General features: G+C 62.7%; 20 protein-coding genes. 5 read left to right on the forward strand and 15 right to left on the reverse strand.

The window, feature by feature from the left end:
• The first annotated feature begins 48 nt into the window (after window positions 1–48).
• Both CTR53_RS01020 and CTR53_RS01025 read left to right on the forward strand, forming a co-directional pair.
• Window positions 49–879 carry a hypothetical protein gene (locus tag CTR53_RS01020; protein WP_290808514.1) on the forward strand — a complete coding sequence of 277 codons (831 nt, stop codon included), beginning with the start codon at window positions 49–51 and terminating at the stop codon, window positions 877–879.
• Between the two features lie 111 nt (window positions 880–990).
• Window positions 991–1,683, forward strand: a complete 693-nt coding sequence (locus tag CTR53_RS01025) for a glutathione S-transferase family protein (RefSeq protein ID WP_290808517.1) — start codon at window positions 991–993, stop codon at window positions 1,681–1,683.
• Window positions 1,684–1,690: 7 nt separating this feature from the next.
• Here CTR53_RS01025 and CTR53_RS01030 read toward each other — a convergent pair whose 3' ends face one another.
• From CTR53_RS01030 to CTR53_RS01060, 7 genes are all read right to left on the reverse strand, one after another.
• Window positions 1,691–1,912 (reverse strand): hypothetical protein, encoded by a 222-nt coding sequence (locus CTR53_RS01030; RefSeq protein WP_290808520.1) that lies wholly within the window; start codon window positions 1,910–1,912, stop codon window positions 1,691–1,693.
• 108 nt (window positions 1,913–2,020) lie between these two features.
• Complete coding sequence (locus CTR53_RS01035) at window positions 2,021–3,037, reverse strand: hypothetical protein (protein WP_290808523.1); 1,017 nt, start codon at window positions 3,035–3,037, stop codon at window positions 2,021–2,023.
• Entirely contained in the window at window positions 3,037–4,491 is a 1,455-nt protein-coding gene (locus CTR53_RS01040; protein WP_290808526.1) for an amidohydrolase family protein, read from the reverse strand. Before CTR53_RS01040 ends, CTR53_RS01035 begins: the two co-directional genes overlap by 1 nt.
• Window positions 4,488–5,402: an NAD(P)-dependent oxidoreductase gene (locus tag CTR53_RS01045; RefSeq protein WP_290808529.1), complete on the reverse strand. Its 915-nt coding sequence runs from the start codon at window positions 5,400–5,402 to the stop codon at window positions 4,488–4,490. Before CTR53_RS01045 ends, CTR53_RS01040 begins: the two co-directional genes overlap by 4 nt.
• A 15-nt stretch (window positions 5,403–5,417) precedes the next feature.
• Window positions 5,418–6,299, reverse strand: coding sequence for a ferric reductase-like transmembrane domain-containing protein (locus CTR53_RS01050; protein ID WP_290808532.1), 882 nt, complete (start codon window positions 6,297–6,299; stop codon window positions 5,418–5,420).
• Window positions 6,300–6,314: 15 nt separating this feature from the next.
• On the reverse strand, window positions 6,315–7,253 hold the full coding sequence (locus CTR53_RS01055; RefSeq protein ID WP_290808535.1) for a HAMP domain-containing sensor histidine kinase: 939 nt from the start codon (window positions 7,251–7,253) through the stop codon (window positions 6,315–6,317).
• Entirely contained in the window at window positions 7,207–8,484 is a 1,278-nt protein-coding gene (locus tag CTR53_RS01060) for a PAS-domain containing protein (RefSeq protein ID WP_290808538.1), read from the reverse strand. Before CTR53_RS01060 ends, CTR53_RS01055 begins: the two co-directional genes overlap by 47 nt.
• A 186-nt stretch (window positions 8,485–8,670) precedes the next feature.
• Here CTR53_RS01060 and CTR53_RS01065 point away from each other — a divergent pair, with 186 nt between their 5' ends.
• A complete protein-coding gene (locus CTR53_RS01065; RefSeq protein WP_290808540.1) occupies window positions 8,671–10,008 on the forward strand; it encodes a flagellar hook protein FlgE in 1,338 nt (445 codons plus the stop codon).
• Between the two features lie 15 nt (window positions 10,009–10,023).
• On the opposite strand, the gene CTR53_RS01070 is transcribed toward CTR53_RS01065, so the two are convergent.
• Entirely contained in the window at window positions 10,024–10,395 is a 372-nt protein-coding gene (locus CTR53_RS01070; protein ID WP_290808542.1) for a hypothetical protein, read from the reverse strand.
• 216 nt (window positions 10,396–10,611) lie between these two features.
• Between CTR53_RS01070 and CTR53_RS01075 the strand changes: the two genes are divergently transcribed.
• Window positions 10,612–11,058: a CBS domain-containing protein gene (locus tag CTR53_RS01075; protein ID WP_290808545.1), complete on the forward strand. Its 447-nt coding sequence runs from the start codon at window positions 10,612–10,614 to the stop codon at window positions 11,056–11,058.
• Window positions 11,059–11,131: 73 nt separating this feature from the next.
• Here CTR53_RS01075 and CTR53_RS01080 read toward each other — a convergent pair whose 3' ends face one another.
• The 5 genes from CTR53_RS01080 to gatC form a co-directional block, all read right to left on the reverse strand.
• A complete protein-coding gene (locus tag CTR53_RS01080; protein ID WP_290808548.1) occupies window positions 11,132–12,601 on the reverse strand; it encodes a hypothetical protein in 1,470 nt (489 codons plus the stop codon).
• A 145-nt stretch (window positions 12,602–12,746) separates the two neighbouring features.
• Window positions 12,747–13,343, reverse strand: coding sequence for a DUF6655 family protein (locus CTR53_RS01085; protein WP_290808551.1), 597 nt, complete (start codon window positions 13,341–13,343; stop codon window positions 12,747–12,749).
• 145 nt (window positions 13,344–13,488) lie between these two features.
• Window positions 13,489–14,949, reverse strand: coding sequence for an Asp-tRNA(Asn)/Glu-tRNA(Gln) amidotransferase subunit GatB (gatB, locus tag CTR53_RS01090; RefSeq protein WP_290808554.1), 1,461 nt, complete (start codon window positions 14,947–14,949; stop codon window positions 13,489–13,491).
• 1 nt (window position 14,950) lies between these two features.
• On the reverse strand, window positions 14,951–16,435 hold the full coding sequence (gene gatA, locus CTR53_RS01095; RefSeq protein ID WP_290808557.1) for an Asp-tRNA(Asn)/Glu-tRNA(Gln) amidotransferase subunit GatA: 1,485 nt from the start codon (window positions 16,433–16,435) through the stop codon (window positions 14,951–14,953).
• A complete protein-coding gene (gatC, locus tag CTR53_RS01100) occupies window positions 16,435–16,722 on the reverse strand; it encodes an Asp-tRNA(Asn)/Glu-tRNA(Gln) amidotransferase subunit GatC (RefSeq protein ID WP_290808560.1) in 288 nt (95 codons plus the stop codon). The genes gatA and gatC overlap by 1 nt, the downstream gene beginning before the upstream one ends.
• Before the next feature lie 108 nt (window positions 16,723–16,830).
• Between gatC and ruvX the strand changes: the two genes are divergently transcribed.
• Window positions 16,831–17,298, forward strand: coding sequence for a Holliday junction resolvase RuvX (ruvX, locus tag CTR53_RS01105; RefSeq protein WP_290808563.1), 468 nt, complete (start codon window positions 16,831–16,833; stop codon window positions 17,296–17,298).
• Window positions 17,299–17,624: 326 nt separating this feature from the next.
• Here the strand turns inward: ruvX and CTR53_RS01110 are convergent, their stop codons facing one another.
• Together CTR53_RS01110 and CTR53_RS01115 are read right to left on the reverse strand one after the other, a co-directional pair.
• The gene (locus tag CTR53_RS01110; protein ID WP_290808566.1) at window positions 17,625–18,386 is read right to left on the reverse strand and encodes an ABC transporter ATP-binding protein; all 762 of its coding nucleotides are present in this window, start codon (window positions 18,384–18,386) and stop codon (window positions 17,625–17,627) included.
• A complete protein-coding gene (locus CTR53_RS01115; RefSeq protein WP_290808569.1) occupies window positions 18,383–19,444 on the reverse strand; it encodes a dihydrodipicolinate synthase family protein in 1,062 nt (353 codons plus the stop codon). The genes CTR53_RS01110 and CTR53_RS01115 overlap by 4 nt, the downstream gene beginning before the upstream one ends.
• Between the last annotated feature and the right edge of the window lie 15 nt (window positions 19,445–19,459).

A 19,459-nucleotide genomic window follows, 5' to 3' on the forward strand; every position in this document is an offset into this window, starting at 1 on the left:
CGGCAATCGGGGGGACCACAAGGCGCGTTAAGCCCTGTGGACTGCTGAATGAATTCGATTAACACGCATTACAACGCGATGTCCGCCATCGCCGCACTGCGCGTCACCGACGCGCAGATCGCTGCTACGTCGAAACAGCTCGAGACCGGCTTTCGCGTCGCCGATTCATTTGACGACGCATCCGTCTTTGCCGTGGCCCAGGGCATTCGCACCAATTTCCGCGCCAATGCCGCCGTTCAGTCCTCGCTGCAGCAGGGTATCGGCCTGGTCGATGTTACTGTTGCCGCGATCAATGGCGTGCTGCAACTTGCCGACAACCTGCGTTCGAGCCTGATCAAGGCTTCTGACGGTTCGGCGTCGGACACCCAGCGCGGCATCTACCGCAGCGATTCCCAGTTGCTCGCCGAACAGATGACCAGCATGGTCAGCCAGGCGAGCTTCCATGGCCGCAACCAGCTGCTGGCAAGTTCGGCGCCGGCCGCGTTCGTGGCCGATTTCTCCGGCAGCATGATTACGGTGCCGGCCTTCGATATGACAGCCGAACATGACGCGTTGAGCGGCGCGATCGACAGCATCACTGATGCCATCACGGCAACCGACGCCTATAACCTGATTGATCCGCTCACCACTGCTGCCACTGCGGCGATTGCAGATTTTGCGGTGGTGCGGCGCCAGATGTCACTGCAGGTGCAATTCGTCGATTCCCTCGTCGATGCCATGAAGCTTGGTGTCGGTGCGCTGGTGGACAGCGACATCTCGGCAAACGATGCCCTGCTCGCCTCGCTTGCCGTGCAGAAGCAGCTCAGCGTCGTCTCACTCAGCCTTGCCTCCAATCGGCAGGCCACTCTGCTGCAGCTGTACCGGGGCCAGGCCGGCTAAGCCGGACCCCCTCAATCGGGCCTGATGTGACAACTGCTGTCAGCAGTGTTTGCCACGCCGATTGTTCCTGCGCCGCCGCCTCTCTAGGCTTGCCCTGCCCAGGGAGGACTCATGTCAGACATTAAGCTTTATTCCGGTCCGCTCAGTATGTTCGGCGCGAAAGCACAGATCGCCGCACTGGAGAAGCGGATCGATGTCGCAGTGATCATGGTGCCATTTGAGATGAAGGCGCTGTATGAGCCGAAACATCCGGATGTGCTGCGCATCAATCCGAAGCGACAGGTGCCGGTGCTGATACACAGCGGTCCCTGGGGCGATCTGGAAATCTTCGATTCGACGCAGATCTTCGAATATCTCGAAGACCTGATGCCCCAGCCGCCGCTCTGGCCCGCAAACCCGGTGGAACGCGCCCGTGCGCGCCTGTTGGAACTGAAATCGGACGAGGTCTATTTCCCGCATATCATCAAACTGATGGGCCTGCAGCAGACACCCGACGATCCTGCCGCGATAACAGCGCGGGCCGGCGCTGCTGCCTTCTATGAAGAGCTGGAAATCCTGCTTGGCGATGGCCGCGACTGGTTGACGGGCACAGCCTTCAGCTATGCGGATATCGCCTTCTACATGGCACAGATTTTCGGTGACCGCATGGGCGCGCCGATCCCTGCATCGCACAGATATCTGCTCGCCTGGCGCAGTCGTATGGGGCAACGCACCAGCGTGCGCCAGGTAGCCGGCGCAATGGCGCGCTATCTGCTGGGAGAGAACCGGCGCGTGCCTGACTTCATGAAGGCACTGCTGGGCTGAATGCCGCTCAGTTGCCGTCGATCACCGAACGCAGCTTGCGTTCGAGAGCCTGTGTCACCGGATCGACACCCTTCAGGATCAGCCCGAGGGTCACCCGCGGGACACCGACCTGGGTCGCCAGATCGTCCAGGCTGACGCCACGCGCGGTACACCAGCGTCGTACGACCATATCTGTCGTTTTCGGGAAATAGCGGGAATTTCCCTGCGCGGTGGTGTCTGGAAGTGTCATTTATGGCTCAGAAAGGCGAATCCGTATGCAAATCAGTAGACGGGATCGCTCGCGAAAAGGCAATCGGCAGAACGGATAAGAGGATTGGTTTGCCTATGGTCCGAATGCCTATGGAACAGGCCCATCCAGCCAGGCGATGACCGGGCAATTCACCACCATGTCGCTCGGTGCCGGCGGCGCGCCCGCAGGACCGGAGATCTGCCTTGCGGTGATCAGGCGCCAGACATCTGCCTGGGCCTCAAGGCGGCGCGGCATCGCACCGTCGACCCATTGCAGCAATGTGACACGCCAGGACGGGGAGTAGCCGCGCGCTGTTTTGCCGGTCGGAAAAGCCGACAGGATGTTCAGCGGCGCGCCGAGTTCGCCCGCATTCCCAAGCGTCGCATGACGGGCGAGCCCGCCGCGCAGAAGCGCCTGCGCCATGCCCTGTTCCGGTGCAGTTGTGAAAACTAGCAGTGCGATATCCGCATCGCCGTCGCCCAGCTGCGGTACATAGGTGGCGCGCTCCAGCGCTGCAGCGACAGGATCAGAGGCCTCGGTGCTGATATAGACAACGCGACGACCTTCCGCGAAGCCATGACTGAGCAGAAGGGTCACCGTGCCCTTCGCCGTGTCGATGGCCAGCACCCGGTCCATGACATTGCCATGACCGGCAAGATCGAACGTTCCCTCACCGGTTGCAACAATGGGTGCATTCAGCACCGGCGCATCGGCCGAGAGGCGGATGAATGGGGAATAGGCTGCCGGTGCGACGGCACCCGGCACGGCTTCAGCCGGCGGAAATCCGTGCGGGCCTGATGCCAGTTTGCGGGCCGGCGCAAAATCCGGCGCAGCGGCAAACTGCAGGATGCCGCCCTGATACCCAACTGCCTGCACATGGCCGGCATGGGCCAGCAGCGGGGCATGCACCACGCCACGAGCCGCTGCATCGGCGGCATCGGATGAGTCCGTCACGATATACCAAACGGTCCGGCCTGCCGCCGTGCCGCGAAACAGCGGCAGGGTTACCGTCTTGGCGTCAGGATCGACACTGATCGCCGAGCGCAGCACGATCTGCTCGCGTGGCAGTTCGGCCGCAGAAACACTGCCGGCCAGCAACGTCAGCAGCAGTGCGAGCCGGCGCATCAGGCCTTGTTACGGGTGATCAGCCGGCCGTTGGCCGCACCGGTGACGCCCTTACCGCCAATATAGCTGGATACGCCATTCACCCAGACCTCGCGGATACCGGCGGCAGGCTGGATTGGATTGCTGAAGGTGGCGGTATCGATCACTGTTTCAGGATCGAACAACACCAGATCGGCAAAAGCACCGGTGCGGATCGCACCGCGATCCACCATGCCGAAAACTTTTGCCGTCAGCCCGGTCATCTTGTGCACCGCCTGCTCCAGGCTGAGCAGCTTCAGGTCGCGGCTGTAATGGCCCAGCACGCGCGGGAACGTGCCCCACAGGCGCGGATGCGGCATATCGTTGGACGGGAGGCCGTCAGAGCCGATCATGCTGCGCGGATGCGCGATGATCCGCTGCACATCCTCTTCGTGCATCATGAAATAGATCGCGGCGGCCGGCAGCAGACGCTTGGCCGCAGTCACGATATCGGTGCCCCATTCCGTGGCAATATCGGCCAGCATGCGGCCGCGCATTTCGGGATATGGCCCCGAAGACGCAATCTGCACCGCCATATCTTCGCGCAACCGGTCCGGCAGCAGCGCGGTGGAACTGGCCGCATAGGGATAGACGTCGAAATCGACGCTCTGTTCCCTGGCCGCCTTGTCGATCAGCGCCAGCGTCTCGGTCGAGCGACCGTGATTTTCCGGATTGGTGCACTTGTGATGGCTGATTACCACGGCCGAACCGCTGTCGCGGCCGATCTTCAGGGTTTCGTGGATGCTGTCGACTACGCCATCGGCCTCGTCGCGCATATGCGTCACATACAAGCCGCCACGCGAGCGCAGGCCCTCGGCCACCGCAATCACCTCGTCGGTCGGGGCCGACCGGCTGGGCGGATACCACAGGCCCGACGACAGCCCAGAGGCGCCAGCATCCAGTGACTCTTCCAGCCGCTGCTTCATCTGCGCGGCTTCCCTGTCGGTGGCGGCGCGCTGCACGTCATGGTCCATGGCGACCACGCGCAGCGACATATGCCCGACCAGCGCATAGGTATTGGTGGCCGGCGGCGTCTTGCGTAGCTGCGCAGCATAATCGGCGAAGGTCGGAAACGACCAAGCGCTTTCAAGCCCGACCAGATCGAGCGGCGGCGGCGGGCGCTGCTTCATCGTGGCGGGCGCCAGGCTGATCCCGCAATTGCCGATCACCACGCTGGTGACACCCTGGCTGAGCTTGCAATGCATGCAATCCGGACCGTGCAGCACGGCATTGTCGTCATGGGTATGGGCGTCGATGAAACCCGGCGCCAGCGCCAGGCCTTTCGCGTCGATCTCGCGATCCGCCGCCTGCGCGCCGAGATCGCCGACGGCCACGATACGGTCGCCGCTGACGCCCACATCGCCGGTCACGGCTGCCGCGCCGCTGCCGTCGAAGATACGGGCATTGCGGATGGCGAGATCGTAGCGCCGGGTCATTTCGCGATCCTCCTAGTATGGTTGAGGGCTGCCTCGATCAGGTTCTCGCTCGCTTCCGGCGTGCGGAAGGCCGAATGGGCCGACAGAGTGACATTCTCCAGCCTGGTCAGCGGATGGTCCCCGGGCAGCGGCTCGACATCAAAGACGTCGAGGCCGGCGGCGCCGATCTGCTTCGACTGCAGCGCGGCGATCATCGCCGCCTCGTCCACCACAGCGCCGCGCGCAGTGTTCACCAGGATGGCGCCGGGGCGCATTTTTGCGATCCGCTCCGCCGAGAGGAAACCGCGTGTCTCGTCATTCAGCAGCAGATGCATGGAGATGACATGACTGAGATTCAGCAGCTGGTCGAGTTCGACGAAGGTGACGCCATCGGGCGCGTCCTTCTTCGAGCGGTTCCAGGCCAGCACCTTCATGCCGGCACCAAGGCAGAGCCGCGCCATCTCGGCGGCGATGCCGCCATAGCCGATCAGGCCGACCGTCTTGCCGGTCAGCTGTACGCCATCCATGCGCAACCAGTTGCCGCCCCGCATGCCGCGATCCATCGTGGCAAAGCCTTTGCTGGCCGCCCACATCAGGGCGAAAGCGCATTCCGCTACAGCCGTATCGCCATAGCCCTTGATCAGATGCACTTCGATGCCAAGGCCGGCGAGTTCCTCGACATTCATGTAGCTGCGCGCGCCTGTGCCGAGGAAGACGACGTGCTTCAGCCCTTTGCATTGCCTGGCCACATCGGTCGGCAGGTAGGTATGGTCGACCCAGGCGATTTCCGCATTGCCCAGCACAGCCGGCAGGTCAGCCGGTTTCACGTCGGGTTGACGATTGACGGTGACGGCAGGGTCGGAAGCGGATTTGTGCAGGCGCTCGGCAAGATCGCCAAGCGTGGGGTTGGCATCGACGAAAACGGCACGCACGGCAGACACTCGCTGTTAGGAACGACGAGCCCGTATTGTGGCGAGTCCGGCGACTAGTGTCACCCCTGTTGCCGCCAGCAGCACCCATATTCCCGGGCGCAGCCCCATGTCGATACTGAGGTTGGCTTCCAGCACGCGCGGAACCACCGCCGCACCAATCTTCCAGCTGAAATAGGCCGCTTCGATGGCCATGGTCAGCAGCGCAGCAAAAACACCAAGCACGATCACAGCCCAGAGCGGCAGCGCCATGCCCTGCGGCCGCCACCTGCGCCACAGCCGGTAACCCAGCAGCCAGGCCAGAAAGCCGATGATCAGCAGCGGCTGGAAGATGTCGGCCTTGACCTGCAGGAAATAGTGCCAGGCCCCCAGCATGGCGGCGGGAAATACCAGGCGGTGCAGCATCTGCCAGCGGCGGCCACCGAGCCGACGGAGCATGGCGTCGGTCGAGGTGGCGAGCAGCAGCAGCAGACAGATCAGCGCAATCAACCCAATGATCAGGTAGTTCGACTTGGCGATCTCGGTAATGATCTTCTCCGGCACGAAGGCGTGGTTCGCCATGTAGAGGCTGAAATGCGACGCCAGATAAAGTGCTGCAGCGACACCGGTCATACGGCGGATCAGTGCCAGCCGGCCATAGCGCAGAATCTGGCGCAGCGGCGTGACGAACAGCGACACCAGCAGTATCCGTACGCCCCAGGTGCCGGTCTGCAGGATCAGCTCGGTGAGCGGACGCGGCCCCAGGTCATGCTGGGCCGTGCGCCAGAGCAGCCATAACGCGGGCAGCAGCAGAGCGGCGAAAATCACAGCCTTGAATGGCGAGAAGCGCCCGGCCGCCCCTTCCTGCCAGGGCCAGCCGCGTTTCCAGGCCGGGATGGATGTGCGTGCGGCAACGTTCATGGCAGCCGATATAGCTCAGGATACCGCAGTCTGCGGGAAACTTATCGTGAAGCGCGTGCCCTCGCCCGGCCGGCTCGATACCGCAATCGTGCCGCCCAGCACCTGGCTGACCAGGTTGTAGACGATATGCAGGCCGAGCCCGGTGCCGCCAGTGCCGCGCTTGGTGGTGAAGAACGGATCGAAGACGCGCGGCAGGTCGTCGGCAGCAATGCCTTTGCCATCGTCGCGGAATTCCAGGACGACGCGGCCCTCGCGCGGCACCGTCACCGCGATATGGATGATGCCGGGCTCGGCACGGCCGTCATAGGCATGCTGCAGGGTGTTCATCAGCAGGTTGGTGACGATCTGGCCGAGCGCACCCGGACGGTTGCGGATGACCAGATGCGACGGGCAGTCGATCTCCACACGGTGCGCGGTACGGCGCATCGCCGGTGCCAGGCTCAGCATGATCTCCTGCAGATATTCGCCAAGGCCAAAATTGCGCACTTCGTCGGTGGTCTGGTCGACCGAGACCTGCTTGAAGGCCTGGATCAGCCGCGCCGCGCGGGTCAGGTTGCCCTGCATGATACGCGTCGCCTCGGTGGCGGTTTCGAGGAAATCCTCGAGGTCGCTGCGCTTAAGCTGGCCATCGCGGAAATTGTTGGTCAGTTGCTCGACTTCTTCCGACAGATGCGAGGCAGCCGAGACACCGATGCCGAGCGGCGTGGAGATTTCATGGCTCATGCCGGCGACCAGAGAGCCGAGCGAGGCCATCTTCTCGGCCAGGATCAGGTTGGCCTGGGCGCCGCGCAGATCGGCCAGCGCCCGCTCCGCCTCCTCCTTGGCACGGCGCAGTTCGTCTTCCATGCGCCGTCGCGCTGTGATGTTGGTGCGCACCACGACGAGATCGCCCGACGGCGTGACGCGCTCATGCACCAGGAACCACTCTCCGGCCGTGGTGCGGATTTCGATCATGCGTTCCGGGATATGCCGGCGCGACGTCGTGGTGCTGCCGGCGGTGCTGCCGGACTCGCGTTCGTTGCGGCTGAANNGCAAAGCGGCTGGAACAGATGGCGATGCGGTCCTGCGCGTCGTAAATGGCGAAACCGTCGCCGGCCACTTCCACGGCATGACGCAGCCGGCGGTTCAGCGCATAGCGTTCGGTCGCATCGAAGATCGTGACGGCCACCGACTGGTCCGGTAACCGGTTGAGCGTGAATTCCAGGATTTTGCCGGTGCTGGCATGACGGATAGCGGCCATGGTGCCGACGCCGCGCAGCAGGCGATCGACATGGTAGCGGATATCGCTCAGTTCCAGGTCGCCGAAATCGCGCCGCTGCAACAGGAAGCGCATCAGCGTTTCATGCGTATCGCCGGGCTGCAGCGCACCGGCCGGCAGCGCCAGCAACTCGGTGGCGCGGCGGTTCAGGCTGTGCACCTCGCCGCCCGGATGAAACAGGATGACACCGACCTGCAAGGCATCCAGCGCCCAGGCCTGATATTCGTTGCGCCGCCGGCCCTCCTGCCGCGCCAGCGTGAGCGCCTCGGTCACGCGGCGGGCTTCCTCGCGGGCCAGGAAATTGCGGCGCCGTTCCAGTTTGAACTGCCGCATCGCCACCGCGCCGAGGCCATTGCCGATCGCGAGGAACATGACGACGGTGATGACTCCAGCGGTTTGCAGCGGCAGCCACAACACTGTCAGGACAAGCGTGCCGATGCTGAGATACACCGCATTGGCCAGCACAACCTGGGCCGGACAGGGCACCATCAGGAAGAAAACCAGCAGATAGCCGAAACTCAGCGTGCCGGCATTCAGCGCCGGCGGGGTACCAATCAGCCAGGTCATGAAGGTGAGCGTGGTCAACGTGGCCATGCCGACACCGCCGACGATATCCAGCATCGCGATGGCGGAGGCCCGACGCACCAGCACATGGTAAACAATGCCGATCGCCAGACCGATACCGCGCACTGCGGCATCGAGCCAGAAGGTCAGGCTGGCACCGAACAGCATGTACTGCCGGATGATCAGCAGGAAGAATACCGTTGTCGCCGCCACGCCACAGGCCAGCAGCAGGGTGCGGACCGGCTCGAGCCGCTGCTGGCGATACATCTGTTCGACCCGCCGGTCGCGAAACTCGCCGGTCCACAGGAACAGGCGGGCGTCGTCGGCGGCTTGCAGCAGAGATGATGACGGCGGTTGCAGCATGGGATCCCCGGCACATTATGACCCTCGGCCCTGTCCGGGGAAAGACAGAGGCAAATTTTGCCTAGCGGAAAGCCCGGCCGGACACAGGTTTTCGCATGTATTTCAGAAACATAGTGTCAGACGTGAGTTGGCACGGGGTTTGCTGCGGTTGGGCCGAGACGATTCTGCGGACCCAGGAGTCCAGACATGACATTCTTCGGCGCCCTCGGTACTGCCGTACAGGGCATCACGGCCCAGGCGACAGCCATCGGACATATCTCCGACAACGTCGCCAATGCGACGACCTTTGGCTACAAGCAGGTCAATACGCTGTTCGGCGACCTCGTGAACAACAAGGTTATCGGTGACAGCAAGATCATCGATTCCAACAAGCATATGGGCGTGACGGCCAACGCCGATTTCGGCAACCGGCGTCAGGGCACCATCTCGCGGGACGCCAGCACGACGTCAATTGCCATCAGCGGCAACGGTTTCTTCCCGGTCGCCCGGGCGACCGGCATCAACGCCGCGACCGGCCAACCGTCCGGCTTCGACGACACCGTCTACTACACGCGTCTCGGCGATTTCCGCCTCGAGAACTCCAATCGCCTGGTGAATTCCGCCGGCATGTATCTGCAGGCTATCCCGGTCGAAGAAGGCGAAGAAGCGGCCGCAGCCGGCTCGGACCCAGAAGATTTCGTGGTCGACACCTCGGATATCGACCCGGTGACGACCTCGCGCGTCACTTCAACCATCAATCTGCCGGCCACCGCTCTGGTTGGCAAAGAGATTGTCACCGGTATCGGCGTGATCGACGCCGAGAGCAATGAGCAGAATTTCCAGGTCATCTGGAGAAAGACTGCTGCGGATACCTGGGATATCACCATCAATACCACCCAGGCGACGCCGAATTCCTTCGGCCCGATGACGGCGACCTTCACAAACGGCACGCTGGCCACACTGACATCCGCCGACCCCGCTGTAACGACATCCGCAGCTGGGGAAGCGACCATGGACATGAGTGTTGATTACGGATCCGGTGCTCAGACTATCCAGCTCGCCATCGGCACTTTCGGTGCCACTTTCGATGTCTCTGCCCAGCATGGAACAACCCAATATGCGGGCGAAACTCGGGAAGCCTCGAATATTTCGCTCACCCAGAATGGCCTGCGCGGCGGCGAATTCCAGTATGTCTCCTTCCAGGAAGATGGCCAGATCATCTACAACTATACCAACGGGCGCAGCCGCCTCGGCGGCCAGGTCACGCTGGGCAACTTCCCCGAGCCTGACCGGCTGGACCGCCTCGACGGCACGACCTTTGTCGCCAACAGGGTTTCGGGCACTGTCGTCTACGGCTTCCCTCGCGATCCAGACAGCGATACCGGCGTCGGCAGCCTGGTAACAGGCGCTCTGGAAGGATCTACCGTAGATATCGCCGAGCAGATGACCAGGCTGATGGTGGCGCAGCAGGCCTATTCGATGAATGGCCAGGTGATCAGCGCGGCAGATGCCATGCTGTCGCGCGCCGTCGACATGAAGCGCTGACCCAGGCTCGCGCCCCTAATCCACCCTGCAGCGCGTCTGCTTGCCCTGTATGGCATAACGGCAGGTGAGATCGCGCGCGCCCTGCTGTGTGATCTTGAAGATGTCACCCTCTATGCGGCGCACGGCGTAGCCGTTGGAAAACTGCAGCCAGCCGAAACTGTCGAAATAGGCCGAGATGCCGTTGGAGAAGATCAGGTCGCGACGGCGGTTCTTCTTCACCGTCACCTTCGAGCCGAATTCCAGCGTGCCGTCCTGGAATTCCTTGATCACCAGATCATTGGTGCAGAGCGCTTCCTTGTCGGCTGTCGACCGACAGCCAAAGGCCGGCCCTTCCGTGGGCGGCGTACTGATCAGGACGGCGAAGATGGTGGCTTCCATCAGGTTCATACGCGCTTCCCCCAAAATGCGCCCGGACACGCTTCTGGGGCGCCTGGATGATTCGCATTTACTCTAGCATAGCTAGACAGAGCGCAGCCATTTCGCGCTACGCGACTGTGGCCCACCTGTGACCCATGGCCGATCTGCCGCGGCTCAGGTTGCGATCAGACAGACTGGTCTTACCTCTTTCAAGCCTTTGTACGCATTGAAAAGGAGGACTGGATTATGCGTGTCAGTGAAGCCATGAGCCGTGAAGTGCGGATCGCGTCGCCGGATCAAAGCATTGCTGAAGCAGCCCAGATCATGGCGGAAATCGATGCCGGCAGCCTTCCGGTCGGCGAAGAAGATCGGCTGGTTGGGATGATCACCGACCGCGATATCGCCATTCGCGGCGTGGCCAAGAATTGCGAACCGGACACCAAGGTGCGCGAGGTGATGACGCCCGACGTGAAATACTGCTTCGAGGATGAGGACATCGCGCATGTCGCCAGGAATATGGGCAGCGTCCAGGTCCGACGCCTGCCGGTGCTGAATCGCCAGAAACGTCTGGTTGGCATCGTGTCGCTGGGTGATGTGGCGACCGAGACACAGCCGCGCCATGCGAGCGAAGCCCTGAAGAAAGTTTCAGAATCCGGTGGAATGCATAGCCAGAGCCTGGCCGGCATACGCTGAAACCTGGTCCTGCTCTGAGATCTCGCAATAGTTGGGCGATCAGTGCAGGCCGGATCGACCGGACAATCTGTAATCAGGCGAAATAAGTTTTGATGCGCTGCTGGATGGCGACGTCACCGCACAGGTAACGCGCGGCAATCAAGCCATCGCTGATGCGCAGCACTTCGGCCTCTGCCGTGAAATCCAGGCTGACAAGGCTGTTGCGGACTTCGACCGCGACAGACAGCTTGCTGCCGACCTCCAGCTTGCTGGTGACCGCCGGCGAGCACGGGCCAAACAGCAGGCCTATCGGACTCCAGTTCTTCAGCGGGAAGCGCAGACCGCGCACGATGACGGCATCCTTGGAACCGCCGATGCCGCGCTGGTTGCTGCGGGCGCCGGAGGGTTTCACCACGGCCGCGAGCTGGGTGCGGAATTGTTCAAGCAGGCGGCTCTTGCGTGGTTCGGGGATATCGGTCGTGGCAAGCGCGCCCGAGATCGCCGCCGCCAGGCTGCCAAACTCTTCGCGACTGGTCTGGGGGCCGATGAACTGCGTCTTGAAATCGCGGTGATCCATATAATGGGTCAGGATGCCCTGCAGTTCGAACCGGGCGTTGCTATCGTCGATCTCGGCATAGAGTTGCAGGAGGAAAAGCAGCTTCCGCGCGATCTCGGTCTCCCGCCCCAGGATCGGATTGAGCAATTCCGGACTGGCGAAGCGCGTGAAACGCCGCATCATGCTGGCCGCGATTTCCGGATCAACTGAGAAAATCTTCAGCTCGCCAATCTTGCGCTTCAGGCCTTGCATGGCCTGCCACTCGTCATGCGGTTCAGGCGAAAAGACCGGCGCGGTACCGTGCATCATCTCGACGAGGCGCGCCCGCAGGGCGTCGCCTGTACGGGGTAAGGCCTGCTTCGCCACAAGATTCCGCAACCGCTGCAGGACGGCATGGGCATCCGCCGGCAACTCGGCGCCGCCAATGCCCAGACAAAGCGCGATCATGCGGCGGCGATTGGCCTTCTCGCCGAACAGGACCGGTGCGGCCGGTGACAGCCGCAGGATTTCGGCCAGCGTCTGGTCGGCCATGCCATGACTTTCGCTGCCCTCTGCTGCTGCGTCCAGTACATCGAGGCAGAGCGCAGCGCGCTTCTCCCAGTCATTGGCCATTGCCAGGAGGCGAGCCAGCGCGACACCGCTACGGATCCATTCATCGAGATTGCTACCGCTGAACAGGCCTTGCTGCTGCGCCTCGGCAAAGGAGCCAAACTTTGGCAGGGCAACAGAGGCAGCTGCGACACGCTGTATGCCGGCTTCGGCAATGGCCGTCAGTTCCTTCATCCGCTCGGCAACCGGCCGCCGCGTATGCTGGCCCTGCAGCAGGGCGACGCGCTGCAGGATTTCCTGGAAGCGCGCGCCGTCGTTCAGCATGGCCTGATGCTGCGCCGGATCGAATACCAGATCTGTGCTGGTGATGCCCTGGCGTTCCAGATAGCCGCGCGCGACCTGAAAAATCAGCTCACGGGCCGGATCGGCAAAGGCTTCGGCATCGGTTTCGCAGAACATCGAACTGGCGGTTTTTGGGGAAAAGCTGTTGCTGGCTTAACCCGCACCGTTCAGCTTCGCAACCGTCCACGCGGCTGGAGGGTGAAATGCTACCCATACCTGCTTTGAATACCCGAAAAAACTAGCCTGCCGTGATTCCCGGCCTTCAATCGCCAATCCACTCCTTCTTCTCTTCCTCGGGCATCAGGTCGGTGGTGGTCCATGAGAACAGGAAGAACAGAGTCCAGTCCTTGCGGTTGGAGAAGGCATAAACCGGCTCATGCGATTGCACCAGCAGACCGGTTTTCGGGTCGTAGGTCGTGGCCGCCAGTTTCACCACGCCCTGCTGGTAACTGCGCTTGAAGATGGCGATCTCGGGGATCTCGAGGCCCACCAGCGGCACCGGCATGGCGGGCGTACCGAACAGGGTGCGGTCGCGATCTATCGACAGCGCGCCGATGCGCGGCTCGATGATCAGGTCGGCCTTGCCTTTGTCGTCCACCAGGTCGCCGCCCTTGCGCGCCACCCGGTCGCGGATCGCGCTGACGGCATATTTGCTGTCGGTGCCTTCGGTGTAGGTGGCATCCACGAAAACTTTGGTGCCGGGCTGCAGATTGAACGTCAGTTTGTCGGCGGCGCGGTCTGCGGCCTCGGAGAAGAGCAGCATTTCGGAGGCCGACCGCCCGGGATCGGTTTCACGCCGGGAGGTACAGCCGGCAAGCACAAGCAGCAGCGTGGCACAGAGAAGTGCTGAGCGGATCATTCGCGGTTCCTCGTCCGGGGCGGATGGATAACGGCGCAGACCGGAAATAATCCCGCGAAACTGCAAAAAAGAAAGACCGGGGTCAATCGACCCCGGCCCGGCACAGCTTTGAGTTCACAGCTTGGTCACGCGCGACCCGCGGCGATCAGCCCGCCAGCTTCTTCTTCAGCAGTTCGTTGACGGCGGCCGGGTTGGCCTTGCCGCCCGAAGCCTTCATCGTCTGGCCGACGAAGAAGCCGAACAGCTTGTCCTTGCCCGAGCGATACTCGGCCACCTTGTCCTGGTTGGCCGCCATCACTTCGTCGATCACCTTCTCGATCGCACCGGTGTCGGTGACCTGCTTCATGCCCTTCTCTTCCACGATGGTGGCGGCGTCCTTGCCGGTTTCCACCATGAGAGCGAAGACATCCTTGGCCAGGCGGTTCGAGATCGTGTTGTCGGCGATCAGATCGATCAGGCCACCAAGCTTCTCGGCGGTGATGGTGAACTCCTCCATCGACTGGCCTGACTTGTTGAGCACGCCGAAATACTCGGTGATCACCCAGTTGGCGGCCAGCTTGCCGTCGCGGCCCCTGGCCACCTTCTCATAGAAGTCGGCCGACTCCTTCTCGGCCACCAGCACGGAGGCGTCGTAGGGGCTCAGGCCCAGCTTCTCGATGAAGCGTGCCTTCTTCTCGTCGGGCAGCTCCGGCAGCGTCGCCTTGATCTGGTCGACCCAGCCCTGCTCGAATTCGAGCGGCAGCAGATCCGGATCCGGGAAGTAGCGATAATCATGCGCTTCTTCCTTCGAGCGCATGCTGCGCGTCACGCCCTTGCCGGTATCGAACAGGCGGGTTTCCTGATCGATCTTGCCGCCGTCTTCCAGAATCTCGATCTGGCGGCGGGCTTCGTATTCGATGGCCTGCTGCACGAAACGCACGGAATTGACGTTCTTGATCTCGCAGCGCGTGCCGAGCGGGCCGCCCGGCTTGCGCACCGACACGTTGACGTCGGCGCGCATCGAGCCTTCGTCCATGTTGCCGTCGCAGGTACCGAGATAGCGCACGATGGTGCGCAGCTTCTTCAGGTAAAGCCCCGCCTCTTCCGAGTTGCGCATGTCGGGTTCGGAGACGATTTCCATCAGCGCGACGCCAGAGCGGTTCAGGTCGATGAAGCTCTCACGCGGGCTCTGGTCATGCAGGCTCTTGCCGGCATCCTGTTCCAGATGCAGGCGCGTGATGCCGATGGTGCGGATGCTGCCATCGGGCATGTCGAGCAGCAGTTCGCCTTTGCCCACCACCGGCTGCAGATACTGGCTGATCTGATAGCCCTGCGGCAGGTCGGCGTAGAAGTAGTTCTTGCGGTCGAACACCGAATGCAGGTTGATCTGCGCCTTCAGACCCAGGCCGGTACGCACCGCCTGCTCGACGCAGAAACCATTGATCACTGGCAGCATGCCGGGCATCGCCGCATCCACCAGGCTGACCTGGTGGTTCGGCTCGGCACCGAAGGTGGTATCGGCGCCGGAGAACAGCTTGGACTTCGATGCGACCTGGGCATGAACTTCCATGCCGATCACGATCTCCCACGCACCGGTGGCGCCCTGGATATAATCTTTCTCAGCCATGTTACGACCTCCACCAGGCGGTGGGTTTGGCGGTGAAGTTTGCGGCTTTCTCCAGCGTCTGACCGACGCGCAGCAATTGCGCTTCCTCGAAAGGCTTGCCGATCAGCTGCAGGCCAAGCGGCAGGCCGGCACTGTTCAGGCCAGCCGGCACCGACATGCCGGGCAAACCGGCCAGGCTGGTCGGCACGGTGAAGACGTCGTTCAGGTACATCATCACCGGATCGTCGTTCTTCATGCCGATCGGGAAAGCGGCATTCGGCGCGGTCGGCGTCAGGATGGCGTCGACACGCTGGAAGGCCTGCTCGAAATCCTTCTTGATCAGCGTCCGCACCTTCTGCGCCTTGGTATAGTAAGCGTCGTAGTAGCCGGCCGAGAGAACGTAAGTCCCGATCATGATGCGACGCTGCACCTCGCGGCCAAACCCTGCACCGCGGGTATTCTCATACATCTCGTTCAGATCCTTGCCGGGCACGCGCAGGCCGTAGCGCACACCGTCATAGCGCGCGAGGTTCGACGAGGCTTCGGCCGGGGCGACGATGTAATAGGTCGCCAGCGCGTAGTGAGTATGCGGCAGGCTGATATCGACGATCTCGGCGCCGGCATCCCTGAGCCACTGCTTGCCCTGTTCCCACAGCGCAACGATCTCGGCATCCATGCCGTCCATGCGATATTCGCGTGGAATGCCGATGCGCATACCCTTCACGCCACCATCCAGGTTGGCGACGTAATCTGGCACCGGGCGATCCACCGAGGTGCTGTCCTTCGGATCGAAGCCGGCCATGGCCCGCAGCATCAGCGCGCTGTCACGCACCGTGCGGGTCATCGGACCTGCCTGGTCCAGCGAAGACGCGAAAGCAACAATGCCCCAGCGCGACACGCGGCCATAGGTCGGCTTGATGCCGGTGATGCCGCAAAGCGAGGCGGGCTGACGGATCGAGCCGCCGGTGTCGGTGCCGGTGGCGCCGAGCGCGAAGCCGGCGGCAACCGCCGCTGCCGAGCCGCCCGACGAGCCGCCGGGCACCAGTTTGGTGCCATCCTTGGCGCGCCAGGGATTCACCACCGGACCGTAATAGCTGGTCTCGTTCGACGAACCCATGGCGAATTCGTCGAGGTTGAGCTTGCCCAGCATCACCGCGCCCTGCTTCCACAGGTTGGCGGTGGCGGTTGATTCATACTCAGGTTTGAAGCCGTCGAGGATATGGCTGGCCGCCGTGGTCAGCACGCCCTGGGTGGCGAACAGATCCTTGATCGCCAGCGGCACGCCATCCAGCAGGCCCACTTCGCCGCCCTTGCTGCGACGTTCATCGGCAGCCTTGGCCATCTCCAGCGCCTTTTCAGGCGTCTCGGTAATCATGGCATTCAGCGGTCGCGCCGCTTCCATGCTGGCGATGCAGGCCTGGGTCAGTTCGACCGAGGTGAAGTCTTTCTTGGCCAGACCTTCAAGCGCACTGGCAATGGTGAGCGAACCGGGATCGATGGCGGCCATTACTCGATCACCTTCGGCACAGTGTAGAAATCGCCCTGGCGCTGCGGTGCGTTCTTCAGCACGGCTTCCGGCTTGCCGCCATCGGTGACGGCATCTTCGCGCTGGCGCAGCTTCATCGGGGCCACCGAGGTCATCGGCTGCACGTTGTCGGTATTCACCGCCTGCAATTCCTCGACGAAGGAAAGAATCCTGTTCAGCTCGGAAGCCATGGCTTCCTGCCGGTCCGGCTCCATCTTCAGCCGGGCCAGCTTGGCGATTTTCGCCACGGCCGCTTTATCCAGTGACATGCGTTGTCCGCTCTCTGGTGGTAAACTGGGGAGAATCCATTGAAATAGCGGCGGAAAATAACACTCGTGACCGGCCCCGGCAACCCCGCCTCCCCCCCTGCTAAGTCCTTGTTCAAGCCCGCAGAAGGCCCGGTCCGGCTACAGACCGGTCAGCGCTATCTGGGACTCGATCTGGGCACCAAGACGATCGGGCTGGCGCTCTCCGATGCCGGGCATCGCATCGCCTCCCCCTACCAGACGCTGGCGCGCAAGAAATTCGGCCAGGATGCCGCCGAACTGCAGAAGATCATCGCCCGCGAAGGGGTGTCGGCGCTGGTGCTGGGCCTGCCAGTCAACATGGACGGCACTGAGGGGCCGCGCTGCCAGGCGACGCGAGCCTTCGCGCGCAATTTCGCCCAGCTGCTGCCGCTGCCGATTGCGCTATGGGATGAGCGGATGAGCACCATGGCCGTGCAGCGGATGATGGTGGACGAGGCCGACCTGAGCCGGGCGCGGCGCGCCGAGCTGGTCGACAAGCTGGCCGCCAGCTACATCCTGCAGGCCTATCTCGACTGGATCGACCGCCAGCCGGTCTAGCGGCGGCCCGTTTCGGCCTGTTCGCGGGCCTGTTACGTCCCATTGGAGGCCCGTTACATCCCGTTCCGTCCCGTTAGAGCCTGTTTCATCCTGTTGAGTCCTGTTTCGTCCTGTTAACTCCCGCCTAAGCCATTGGCATTCTGTGCAAAGTCATTGATTCCGATCTACGATGTCCAACAGCGGCGATGGTCTGATCCTGAAAACGCCCCGGCGAACCACCTCAGGTGTTGGAACAAATGTTCTATTTTATAGGAATAATAGCATAAACCTTAATCGACGGCAAGAGGCGAAGCCGCGAGCCGTCGACCATTGGGTAGCCGAGATGCTCAGTCCATTCCGAGCTGACGGTAGATACGCTTGGTATAGTCGCCAAAGCGTTCGGTGGTCTTCACATCCAGCGTGCGCGGAAACGGCAGTTCGATCTCGAAGAAATCGGCCATGCGCGCCGGGCCGGCCGTCAGCACCGCGCAGCGCGAGCCGAGGAAGACCGCTTCCTGGATGCTGTGCGTGACGAACAGGATGGTCTTGCGGCTTTCCTGCCAGATGCGCAGCATCTCCAGATTCATCTTCTCGCGCGTCAGTGCATCCAGTGCGCCGAAGGGCTCATCCATCAGGATCAGCTTCGGATCGTGTACGAGCGCACGGGCAATCGCGGCACGCTGCTGCATGCCACCGGAAAGTTCGTAGGGATATTTGCTCTCGAAACCGGCGAGACCGACCATGGCCAGCAGGTCGCGCGCGCGGTCTTTCGCGGCCTTGCGCGGCAGACCGAGGATATCGGCCGGCAGCAGCACATTGTCGAGGATGGTACGCCATTTCAGCAGCAGGGCCTGCTGGAATACCATGCCGACATCGCGGCCCGGCGTGAACGGCGTGCCGCCGCCGATCTCGACGGTGCAGCCGGTATCGGCTTCGTGAAGATCGGCAAGAATTTTCAGCACGGTGGTCTTGCCGCAACCGGAAGGCCCGACCAGCGAGACCAGATCGCCCTCATTGACGTCGAAGGTGACGTTGGAGACAGCGACGAAATCCTTGCCGCGACCGCGATAGGTCTTGCGAACGTTTTCGAGGTGGATGAACGGCGTCACGACAGCCACCGTTCGAGATTGGCCTTCACGAAGGCATCATCCGACAGGTCGGCATGTTCGCGGCTGACGCGATCCAGCAGCTCGGCCTGGCCGGGGCTCAGCCCCTCATGCGGATCGAGACACCAGATACCCTCCAGCAGGCCCTGGCGGCGCAGGATCTCGTGGCAGCCGGCGATGCAGCCGTGGAAATCGTTGGCGACATCGAAGAAGGCGGCGTTGCAGTCGGTGACGCGCGCATCCAGCCCGAGCAGTTCCGGCGACACGCTGCCTGCAGCGACCGCCGCATGCGCCTTGTCGAGCAGCTTGACCGCCTGCTGGGTCCAGACCGACCAGTGGCCGAGCAGACCGCCGACGAAACGCAGGTTCACCGTCTCGTCGTCGCGCTTCACCGTAAAGGGAATGGTGAGGTCGAGCACGATATGATCGTCATTGCCGGTATAGAGCGAAATGCGCTTCTCGGCCCGCGCGGCGGCCACGCCGCGCATCACATCCAGCGTGCGGTAACGATGGAATGGCGCCACCTTGATGGCGATGACATTGTCGATGCTGGCAAAGCGGCGCCAGAATTCGGCATCCAGCACCACGCCGCCCACGGCCGGCTGCAGGTAGAAACCCACCAGCGGGATCTCGGCCGCCACTGCTTCGCAATGCGCGATGATGGCATCGACGCCGGCATCTTTCATGGCGGCGAGGCTGAGCAACCCGGCATGATAGCCCAGCTTCACCGCGGTCTGCGCTTCCTTCACCGCCTGCGCGGTCTTGCCTGCCAGTCCGCCGACCATGACGAGCGGGCGATCGGTCCAGGCTTTCGCGTCTTCCATCGCGGCAGTGAGCACGGGTTCGTACAAGCCGACCTCGCGAATGGCGAACTGTGTGGTATGAACACCGACCGCCAGACCACCCGAACCGGCATCGACATAATAGCGGCTGAGCGCGCGCTGGCGCCTGCGGTCGAACTTGCGGTTGGCATCCAGCGCCAGCGGGTGCGCGGGGATCGCCACGCCCTTGCGCAGATTGGCCAGAACATCAGCCGGCAGTTCGGAATGATGCAAACCCATGATCCTGTTCCCTGC

The organism is Ferrovibrio sp. (genome assembly GCF_002796975.1).
In the GTDB taxonomy this organism is placed as follows: Bacteria; Pseudomonadota; Alphaproteobacteria; order Ferrovibrionales; family Ferrovibrionaceae; genus Ferrovibrio.